At 62.8% G+C, this 10379-nt stretch carries 9 protein-coding genes; 3 read left to right on the forward strand and 6 right to left on the reverse strand.

Annotated features, from left to right (window positions below):
* The first annotated feature begins 617 nt into the window (after positions 1-617).
* A complete protein-coding gene (locus ACFWB0_RS25220) occupies positions 618-1520 on the forward strand; it encodes a helix-turn-helix domain-containing protein (protein WP_378493143.1) in 903 nt (300 codons plus the stop codon).
* A gap of 83 nt (positions 1521-1603) precedes the next feature.
* Here ACFWB0_RS25220 and ACFWB0_RS25225 read toward each other — a convergent pair whose 3' ends face one another.
* The 5 genes from ACFWB0_RS25225 to ACFWB0_RS25245 form a co-directional block, all read right to left on the reverse strand.
* Positions 1604-3553: a hypothetical protein gene (locus ACFWB0_RS25225; RefSeq protein ID WP_378493135.1), complete on the reverse strand. Its 1950-nt coding sequence runs from the start codon at positions 3551-3553 to the stop codon at positions 1604-1606.
* Positions 3550-4143 carry a signal peptidase I gene (locus ACFWB0_RS25230; RefSeq protein WP_378493136.1) on the reverse strand — a complete coding sequence of 198 codons (594 nt, stop codon included), beginning with the start codon at positions 4141-4143 and terminating at the stop codon, positions 3550-3552. The genes ACFWB0_RS25225 and ACFWB0_RS25230 overlap by 4 nt, the downstream gene beginning before the upstream one ends.
* Positions 4144-4243: 100 nt before the next feature.
* A complete protein-coding gene (locus ACFWB0_RS25235; RefSeq protein WP_378493137.1) occupies positions 4244-4855 on the reverse strand; it encodes a SipW-dependent-type signal peptide-containing protein in 612 nt (203 codons plus the stop codon).
* Between the two features lie 578 nt (positions 4856-5433).
* On the reverse strand, positions 5434-7590 hold the full coding sequence (locus ACFWB0_RS25240) for a DUF6924 domain-containing protein (RefSeq protein ID WP_378493138.1): 2157 nt from the start codon (positions 7588-7590) through the stop codon (positions 5434-5436).
* Entirely contained in the window at positions 7587-8156 is a 570-nt protein-coding gene (locus tag ACFWB0_RS25245) for a hypothetical protein (RefSeq protein WP_378493139.1), read from the reverse strand. The genes ACFWB0_RS25240 and ACFWB0_RS25245 overlap by 4 nt, the downstream gene beginning before the upstream one ends.
* 181 nt (positions 8157-8337) lie before the next feature.
* Between ACFWB0_RS25245 and ACFWB0_RS25250 the strand changes: the two genes are divergently transcribed.
* Together ACFWB0_RS25250 and ACFWB0_RS25255 are read left to right on the forward strand one after the other, a co-directional pair.
* On the forward strand, positions 8338-9084 hold the full coding sequence (locus tag ACFWB0_RS25250; protein WP_378493140.1) for a PDDEXK nuclease domain-containing protein: 747 nt from the start codon (positions 8338-8340) through the stop codon (positions 9082-9084).
* Positions 9053-9226, forward strand: a complete 174-nt coding sequence (locus ACFWB0_RS25255) for a hypothetical protein (RefSeq protein ID WP_378493141.1) — start codon at positions 9053-9055, stop codon at positions 9224-9226. Before ACFWB0_RS25250 ends, ACFWB0_RS25255 begins: the two co-directional genes overlap by 32 nt.
* Before the next feature lie 134 nt (positions 9227-9360).
* On the opposite strand, the gene ACFWB0_RS25260 is transcribed toward ACFWB0_RS25255, so the two are convergent.
* Positions 9361-9741, reverse strand: coding sequence for a hypothetical protein (locus ACFWB0_RS25260; RefSeq protein WP_378493142.1), 381 nt, complete (start codon positions 9739-9741; stop codon positions 9361-9363).
* Positions 9742-10379 lie beyond the last annotated feature (638 nt).

Here is a 10379-nt window from a genome sequence, read left to right on the forward strand (position 1 = left end):
CCCCACGAATACGGTTGGATGATTCCGCTAATGCGCTGTGCTGCGTAAGGACTGGGATTCATACCTGGAGACTCAACATCCAGTCCGTCTGCTGTGCTTGTGTCGACGCTATTCAATCGTTCCTCGATCCCCTCGATCGCGTATACCTCTGGCATGGCCCGTACCTCGACTACGCGGCTATTTCTCTCGATGGCTTCAGAGAGAATTGCGGAGTGGTCAGCAGACCATCGAGTCTTCTGCACGACTGAGGGGAGGATGTCGTGCTGGCTGCGGCAGAACTGAAGCAGACCCGACGGTGATGTGCGGTACGAACGCGTGCCGACCGTCAGGCCGATCCTATGCGCCCGGCGACACCACCGCGACTCGGACAGCCTCTGTAGAAACAGTTGACGCTCGCCACCGCCGGTGACAAGATGATCAACCACACGCGACGAACACGTGTGCGAACAACTTAAAACAGATGGCCCGCCGCGACTGGCATCGCGACGGGCCGGATGTCCGACTATGAAGGAGTCGAACATGCGTCAGCATACCTATGTGCAGGTGACATCGTGAGTATCGAAGCGATCACCTGGACACTCGAACACGCAGCCATACCCTCCCCCACTCCACCCGGCATGCCGTCGGCGCCGGCGTTGACGTTGGTGCTCCTGGGTTTGGCCACTCACGCCTCCAGGAACGGCGAAGGCGCCTTCCCATCGGTGCGCACTCTCGCCCGCTACGCGCGGATGAGCGAACGCCAAGTCCAGCGCTGCCTCAGTACCCTCGTCGAACTCGAACTCATCACCCGCGGCGATCAGGAACGGGTCGCGGCGACAATCTCCCGGGAGGATCGTCGCCCAAACTGCTATGACCTCTGCATGCCACGGAGCTACGCACCGTCACCCCGCCCGAAGCCACGGGGTGACATGCGAGCACCCGACGGGGTGACACCAGAGCACCAACGGGGTGACGCTACCGACACCCGAACCGTCCTTGAACCAAAAGACAAATCTGCAGCACCGTCGCGCACGGAACCTCCCGCAACGACGGCGCCCGTAGCGCAGCAGCAGCATCCTCAGATCGACGACCTGGCCGCGGCGTGCCGCCTGGCCGGTCTCACCGCACGGTTCGACACCCTTACCGCCGAGAAGGCCACGATGATCGCCCACTCGGTCGACGTCCACGGCATCGATGCACTCGTGCGGGCTGCGCTCGAACGGCATCGCCCGAACGACCCTGCCCGCTCGGCAGCGGCCTGGATCTCGATCTGGCAGGAACTCCGACCGCCGCGGCCGAAGCTTCCACCCACTTGCGGTCAATGCGACGAGTACGGGTGGCTGCCCGACGACGATCTCGGCAGAGCAGTCCGCTGCTCATGTCGGCGAAATGCGTGTGCGCAATCCGTCAAGCCTACGTACCCGGGAATCTCGAAAGTCTTACGAGAGTCGCAGCTGCCATACGCATTTCGCACACCGTCGACCGAACCTCTGGCTAGTGGTCATGCACGGCAAACCACCCGTGTATCCAGCCGTTGTTGACGTCGGACCGCCGTCGATACCACCCGCGAATCGAGATCGTTCCGTCCTCACTTCGGCCGCTCATCACCGTTGCTGCAACGCCATTACCCGGCCTCGGGCTCGGGACTCGGGCCGTCCAGCGAGGTGGGCGTGGCATCGGCGGTGCTCGAGGCGGACGGGTCGCCGATCGTGGAGTCCTCGGAAGCCACGCCAGGGCCGGGCGGGGTCTGGGTTTGGGTAGGAGCAGCCTGGGTCGGCGAGGGCGCAGGAACCGCAAACGTCCAGCCGGCAGTACCGGCCGGCCGCAGCATCACGGTGGAGACGGCAGGAGAGACACCGAACGTGAGCCACCCGGCGTAGCTCGTAGCGGGTTGGAGAACCTGAGGTAGGGCGGTGCGTGTGGGATCGCACCCTCCTTCGTCAGGTCTGACACCCGCAGTGCTGCCGTCGGCGAGGATTGCTCGGAAGTCATTGGATGTGAGCGTGTTCCATTGTGGTTCGTCGGTCTTCGATGAAGTACGCACGCTCATCTGCACAGCGATCCCGCACCCGGGTTCGTTGCGCACTGCCGTCACAGTCGCGGTGCCGAGCTCGGTGCCGTCGGTGGCAACGAGAGCGAAGGGTCGTCCGACCCCGACTGAGGTGGGCTCAGTCGGGCCAGGTGTCGGCGCTGGGGCCGGAACGGTGTCGTTCGGCGGCGCAGAAGTGGTTGTGACTGTCGGTGACGCTGCCGGCGTATCGGGTGTCGCTGAATCGACCGGGGTGGTGTGCTCCGGCGACTCCTCGGCGCTGGCGGTACCCGAAGTCGAGTCCGTGGCCGCTTCACTGACCGGTGATGTCGGCGTGGAGGCCGGTGGCGTCGGTGTGCCCTGTGCGGCGGCGGAAAGTTCTTGTCCGCCCTCTGGGTCGACAGCGTATTCCTCTGGCGTCACCGCTTCCTGTGCGAGGACGTCGAGCACCGTCGGAGTTTCACCGGTGCATGACGTACCGGCAGGAGCGTCGTGGTCACCGGTGCGCTCCGCAGTCGAGTCGGTGACGGTGCCGGCTGCTGGGTCGGAAGCTGAGTTCTGATTGTCGTCGGACAGGGCCTGGCTTTTGTGTTCCGTATCGCCGACGCGAATTTCGTCCCGAGTGGGCTCGATGCACGTCTCGCTCGAGTCGTCGGGCTGAGCGAATTGAGCAGCAAGCACGTCAGCGCGCATAGGCACCGAAGCGGTCTGCAGTCCCGGCTCGGGAGGAGTCGACATTCCGATACCGCATTCGGCGTCGACCAGCAGCATGTCTACGCGCCACTGCACGGTGCCGGTGACCCTACCGGTACTGCTGGCGTGCAACCACAATTGGGATTTCGCCTGGTTTTGACCTTCCACTCTGACGTGCCGGAGGGTTGCGTCGTATCGAAACCCGGGGGATGTAGCGGTAGCAGACCCCTGGCCATTCGGCGGTGGGATCGGCAGGGTGGCACCGCGTACGTTGAAATTGCCGCCGGTCAGGCGGGCTACGCCGTTCTGCCCCGGCCGACAGGCTGCTGTCGCAGCCACCGGTGTCGGGTTCGTGCCAGTGCCGTAGGACATCATCACGCCCAGGTCGCCGACGGCGGTGATGCGCAGCGCATTGGCGAGTGAGGCCGCATAAGCTCGTGGCGGCAGCGAAGTACTCGGCGGCGGTGTGCACTCGTTAGGAGTAGCGATCTCCGAACGGCTGCAGGATCGGCCCTGCCCTTCTGCGGTGACCACGCGGAACGTCCCGGACTCTTCACCTTGGACCCAGCCGCTGTCGACGAACTTCAGTGGCCGCTGTGCGTCGGTGAACGAGCGGATCGGCCCGAACTTGTCGACGCTGACCAATCGGTTCAACCACCCATGTGTCGATATGGCGCGCGCATAGGCTTTCCCGGCATCCTCGCTGGTGCGGAACACCGACCCACCGACAACCCGGTCGCTCCAGGACGCCATCGTCTGCCCGACTACACCACCGTTGGCCAGTATCAGGGCAAGTCCGCACAACAGCCCCACAGCAGCGACACCGAGTCGGCGCCGTCGAAGTGCGGTCATCGCTTCGCACCCGGGATATTCGGTGTCTGGTCGGTCGGCTCATCGTCGGTGCGACGAGGCCAGAACGCCCACAGCACCAGCGCCGACGCACCGATGGTGAGCGACCCGAGAACATACGGGTTCGACAGCCACACCACCGCATGCGCCAGGTCCGGCACCGACCACAACACCTTGCGGACCTGCTCCACGCGATACATGCCGGGGTCCGGTCCGGGGTTGGCGTCACCCTTCATTTCGATCAGCGCTTCACCCACCCCTTGCGGATGCACTGCGATGACGCGGTGGGTGACCGGCAGTTCGCCGGGACGATCGACAGTGACGACATCGCCGATGGCGATATCGTCGGCCGAGATCTCCTTCACCACCGCCAGCGATCCGGCAGGGATGGTGGGCGACATCGACCCGGTCTTGAACATGATGAGTGAAATATTCAGCAGCACTGCGGCAATGACGAGAACGACACAGACCACCCCGCCGAGGGCGAGCAGGTTCATAAGCCCGCCCGCAAGGTACGACCCCGGCGACCGCCGCTTCATGCGTGAAGCACGGGCCGGGTACTGCGATCGGTGCGCAGCGGAAGTGTCCGCCATCGATTCACTCCTGTACTGGGGCAGAGATGCCCGCCATGGTCAAGACCGGGGCGTGCGATGACCGCCTTCGATGGGTTCGGTCATCGCACGCTCGAATTGGTTATTCAGTGCTGGTCGCGGCGAATTCCCACAGGATCGGCTGCGACTGCAGGCCGCCGGCCGCGACGGTGGCGTCCGCTGCGAGTTCGGCCGAGAAGCACACCCAGCGGAAGCCTTCGGCTCCGACGGTGGTGTTCAGCATCGTCGTGGAGGCAGCACCGATAGTGACACCCGTACCGAAAGCAGCAGATGCGTCGCAGGCGGGAGCGGTCTCTCCGGCACCGGCATCTGCGACCGCCACAGTGACCAGCCCGGCCAGCCCTGACGCGTCAGCGCTCTCCTTGGACAGCGCGATGTCGGCGCCGAAGTTGCCTTCGACTTCCTGCAGGCCGACCAATTGGTAGACCGGTTCGCCGGGTACCAGTGCCTCGGCCTGCTGGGCGAAGGTCATGGTCCCTGCGGTTTCGGGCGTGAGGTAGTCGTCCCAGCTGGTGCCGTTATCGAAGGAGCCTTGGATGTCGAAGTCACTACCGGTGGTGCCGAATTGCGAGCTACCCCACACGGTGTCGCTCCACGCGGCGAGCGTAATGGCCGCGCCGACACCGAGGACGAGCCCCGAGGCGAGGACAGCGCGGATCTTGCGACGTTTACGGGTCTGGTCGACAGAGGTCATGTCATTCACTTCTCTACGAGAAACGGAAATCGGGCAGGCATGCCATCTGAGATATGGCAATTGCGGAGCCGGTTGTTACAGGGAAAATGAATAACTCGTTATGACTTCGCCCACGGAAGGGAGAACGACACGTCCGAGTACCGTAAATAACCCATTTTGTCTGCATTGACCAATTTGATGCAATTGCGGCAGTTCATCTAATGGATGCAGCTCAAGTCACAATATTGCTGCAGTGCAGTGATTTACGAATTAAGTCTTTAGACACGCCTCCGCCGAGACCGAACGACTCTGCCCACTCTTGGACCTTCGGCCCTATCTGGATTTTTCGCGCAAACAACTCGCCTTGACCGGAGACCAGACTAGGGATTTGCCTGATATCTATTTTTCCGATCTCAAGCGCACTTTCGAAGAAACGTGGCACGCCGAAAAGGAGCCGAATGCTGCTGGACGCCGCTGGAAGACGAAGCCCACCGGCGACGTCTCAACCGAGACCGGTCAAGAAGTGGCGTGCCACTGTGGGTGGGCAGAACCACGAAGGCCTCAGATCGAAGGATCTGAGAGGAGCGCTGAAGGCATCGTCACGCCTCCCCCGGTCCAACCACCCGCATCCCTTCCGGCGGAACTTCCTGGACGATGAACTCGTCATCGACGTCGGTCACGATGGACACATAGAACACCGGCCGGCCGTCGATGTGCACGTAACAGCCGATATTGAAACCCACGAGACGTGGGATCCGCTGGAGGGTAGGTACGCCGCCTGTGATGTCGCAGTCGGGATGCAGCCGTGCAGCTTCGGCCAGAACAGCTCGCTGCACAACATCTCGGTCGATCAGGTCGTCGTCATCCGTCAGCATCGAGACAGACGTCGGTTCAGTGCAGACGAACGGCACTTCGAACCTCATCGGTTGCCGCACTCCGTCCTGGGGCGCCGGGGGCACGTAGGGCGCGTTCGTGATGCGGTACGCCGCGACCGGTCGATGGGAGACGCGGTCGAGGACGAACATCCAGTAGCCGTTGCGCGTCGGTACGGTGCCGCGCAGCGCCGGTCCTCCGGCCGCAGTCGCGTCCAGGAACTCGTCGTAGCCGAGAACTTCGGCATGCTCTCCGTGTTCGGTGTCGCGGGTGCGAGCGTGCACCTCCGCCAGATCGTCTTCGAACAGCGACACGGGATAGCGATACTTCCGGCCGGAGATCTGGGCATGGAACTCCCGCAGCACGTCGGTGCCGACATGGTCTGCGATCCACTGCGCGATCTCGCGGGTGGTCACCTCCTCGACGGGACGCACCGGCTCCGGGAAAACCCGAAACACCCCGTCCTCGTCGGCACTGTCTGCGAACGATTCGAAATCCATGTTCGAGATCGACAGGTTGTTCTCCACACCCCACATCTCGGAAGGAATGACGCGGAAAGTTCTTCCGCGAGGCACTTCCGGTTCGTCGGGCCCGGTATAGACGGCGACGATGGGCATTTCAGGGTTCGTCACCGTCTCGGTGTCGACGAGAAACGCGTAGTACGTGTGGGATTCGCCCAGTGCGTCGAGAAGCCCATCGACGGTCAGCCCGTCGTACTGCGGATTGTCGATGCAAGTGAGGTAGGCAGCGAATTCGGTGCCGTCTCCCTGCGGGATCGGAGCCATAGCCGCGACTGCAATGTCTCGCCAGGCCGCGTCGTCGGTGAAGTCGGTGCGGATGAGCAGTGACTCGTCTTCGAGATGGTCGGTGAGAACTCGGCCTGTTCCGAGCGTGGCGAGCATCTCCGCTTCGCGGCGATCGTGCTCTTCTGCAGCGAGTTCGGCGATGATCTCAGTGGGGTCGCGATCGGGTGGGTCGACCGGAACGATCGAATCCACGATCCGAGCACAGTCGTCCCGATCGATCTCCTGGTGGCTGCGGATCTCGTATGTCCAGTCGCCGATGGACCGGCGGTAGCGTTCCGGCGTCGAGTCGTTCGGCCATTCGGCTTTCGGTTCACCGATCGCGCTCACCCACCGGCGCAGCGTGAACTGCGGCGCATACCCGCTGATCGACACGCTCAATTCCCCGGTGCGGGCATCGCCGGATTGAGACTGCACGTTCGTTGTCATCGGCAGCCATGTCGGGAGCGCCTGCGGAATACTGGCCAGAGCGCGCTGACGCTCCTCGTGCTCGCGCTGGTATTTCGCAGTATCGTCCTCGGCCGGGCGTGACAGTCCTGTCCATGTGAACAATGCGGACTCGAATAGTTCATCGAGGCTGGGGTTTTCGAGTTCCATCCAGTCTTCGCCGCGCTGCCACCGCAGTGCGATACCGAGTTCCGCGTCGAACACGTACGTGATCGTTTCGTTCGCGCGTGGGTCGAGGGCTCTCAGCTCCCAGCCGTCGCGACCGCGAACTCGGACCGCCTTGGGCGCACTCGGCGTGACGAATCGTTGGTTGTCGACCCCGAGCGATCCTGAGGGAGGGAACATTTCGTAGGCGCGCAGAAGAAGGGACGGTGAAGCAATACCCACGGTTGCATGGAGGGTGTGGGGAGACTTGGCGGAGTGCACCATCGTGCCGTTCCCGTCGCGGAACCATCTGTCGGTGGTGTTCTCGATGAACGTGGGCTCACCGGACTCGTTCTCGTAGCGCCAGGTCTCCTCAGGTGCATGCCATACGCGGCTCCACGATCCGTCCGGCCGGTGGACAGTTCCGCGGACAGTGCGCCCCATCGTGCCGTAGTTCGCGCCTCGAACCTGTTCCCACGTCGGTGTCACGAAACCTCCAAGGGAAGCGGCCGCATAGCTTTTCCTGCCGACTCAGCGAGGAAAGGACGAGCGGTACGGAGCGCTTCGATCTGAGCCCAAGTATCTGCGAGGTCGCGGATGCCGCGTGCCAGATCCAGCGCGTCAGCGCCTTCGCGTCGTGGCTCGTCAGGTGCACTCACCGGTCGCAGTACGACAGCACGCGGGTCGGGAACATCGGGCCAAACCGGCCGGACGAGTTTTCCTTTCACCGAGGCAACATGCTCGGTGAAGAGTCGGTCCAATTCCTGGATCTCGGTGCGAACGGCACCGATGGTGGCTTCCAGCTCAATTCGTCCACTGATCGAGAATTGTTCTACAACCGAGTGCGCGGACGCAGGATCGCAGCGTGCAACATAGCGGTCGGTGAGCAGAGTAGTAAGTGTTTCGGTGTCGGAGGCGTCGACAACCCAGGCACCCGTCAGGCGTGACATACCCGCAGGAATGTCGCCACTGACGTCGACGTGCCAGACAGCCACTCGAGTTGGCTGCTCGTCGACCACGGCGATGGAGTACTGCGACGCGACCTCGATGCCCACAAACAGCTCCTCACGAATCCGACAGACAGCTCGACCGAGACATCGCGTGGCTGAACTCGGTCGTTACGCTGCGCTGACGGCTCCCGCGCGCAGTGCGCGGTGTCCGGTTCTGCATGCGTCGCTTCGCCGAGGCATGGCCCGAGGAGGCAGCAATTGTCCAACGACCCGTTGGACAATTGCAGTGGGGTCACATCGCCGAACTTTTCGACAAGCTCGACGACCAAGATCTAGTGAGTGGTACGCCGCCCAGGATCCGTTCGCGCTGGAATTCCTTGCGATCGACAGCGATGCGAGCGAGCGGGAACTCGAGGACCGTCTGGTCGCGCGGATCATCGATACGCTGTGCGAGCTGAGCCGGGGATTCGCATTCGTCGGCCGCCAGGTGCATTTCGACGTCGACGGGGACGACTACTATCTCGACCTGCTGCTCTTCCGCGTCGAGCAGTTGCGTTACGTGGTCATCGAGCTCGAGACAACGAAGTTCGACCCGCGTGATGCCGGGCAAGTTGCTGCACTGGCACTCGGGGACGCGGCCCCACGACGGGCCGGTCACCGATGCAATACTGGCGCGGTGCCGACCCTCCAGATCATTCTCAGTATCTTGACGCTGATCGCGGCAGGAACCAGCGCCTTTCTAGTGTGGCGAGCCAACACCCGCGCCACCGAACAACGCGAGCTGCAGGCCCGACGAGAAGAATGGTGGCGGCGGTTCCAGTACGCCACCGAACTCGCCCTCGACATCAACAACCCGCACCGGTCCAACGTCGGTGTCCAGCTCGTCCGGGCAATGATCACCAGCTCCCTCGCCGGCCGTGACGAACTCCTCGCCGCCGACACCGTGCTTGATGAGGTCCTCGCTCTGGGCAATACTGGCAGTAACGAAGCGGAGGATCACGATGACGACCACCACGGCACCCAGGGCAACTGACGCACAGATCAACGCCGCACGCGGCAAACTCGCCATCGACAAGAAACTCGGCCGTACATCGTCTGCTCGTGTCGTGGCGATCGCGTCGAAGCAGACGAGCAGCGAAAAGAACGACGGCGGTCCCGAGGCTCTCGCCAGCTGAACATGTCATCCGGTGGCTCAGGGCACGATCGCCAAGCTTCAGAAGCGACCGGAACACGACGACTCATCGTCCGCCGCCACCGGCCTTCATCGCGAGCCGTATGTGGACGTAGAACTATCCACCGGCAGTGTTCGTCATCCTCGACTACGTGCCTTCGCGATGACCTCCGGTACGTCGTGAAACGCTGCTACCCGGGACTCGATCAGATCGGTTGATCGTCTCGTTGGCTCGGTCTCGGGCGTGCCGGACTGGCTAGCAGAGGTCAGCATGATGCGCAGCTCCTCGCGTCGATCTGCGATCATGGCGTTCCTCCGCCGCAGATCGAGTGCGTCGTCGATGGAGTGTGTACCGTCCGCAGCCTTGTGTAGAAGCGAGATATGTTCGGCGATCTCGGCATCCAGTCGATGGAGAAGCCGATCTCCCTCCTCCATGGCCATATTGTCCTCGACCGTGCGATCGGGAAGCGAGTCCATTTCGTCGAGCAGATGCTGGGTTGTCGATGCCTGGATTGCCACCGATGCGATCGTGTAGAGGTCTTGGCTGAAGTCGACGTCGCCGATCCATCCATCTCTCGATGCTTCCGAGGTGATGACGGAGTAGACCAGCTGCCGCGCCAGCCGGATTTTCTCCGAGTACTTCGTGATACAGCGATTCAGGTCCTCACCGGTGATCAGTCTGTTGTCGTTCCGGGCAGCCTCGAGTTGTCAACGGCGTACCCCTTTGCCCCTGTTGAGGGGGCGGGAAGAAGGGCAGCTCATTCTGCGAGCTGTCGACGGGGAATGCTGTGACCTGCGGACTCGATTCCAGAGCTGAGATCACCGTGCCACTGTCGGGGTTCGAAAGAAGCAAATCGGCATGAATGAGGGAGCGGCGTGAGTAACGATGAGATTCTTCCGGCGACAAAGGCAGCACCAGAAGCCTCGGGCCGGCATGGGTGCGGGTGATCATTGCAGGTCTCAATGGCGCTCTCCTCAACGACTCCGTCAAGCCGCGAAGTCCTCGTTACTACTCCCGCCTTGGGACTGCTCTCGCAGGGTTCGGCGTAGCGGCGGTAGAGACGGTCAAGCCCCAGAAGGTGGTGTAGGACGGTGATCTCTTCTCCTGTCCTGACTATGCAGCAGGAATCGCGGCAGCAGGTCCCGTAACCACCTCC

The organism is Rhodococcus sp. NPDC060086, from assembly GCF_042730275.1.
In the GTDB taxonomy this organism is placed as follows: Bacteria; Actinomycetota; Actinomycetes; order Mycobacteriales; family Mycobacteriaceae; genus Rhodococcus.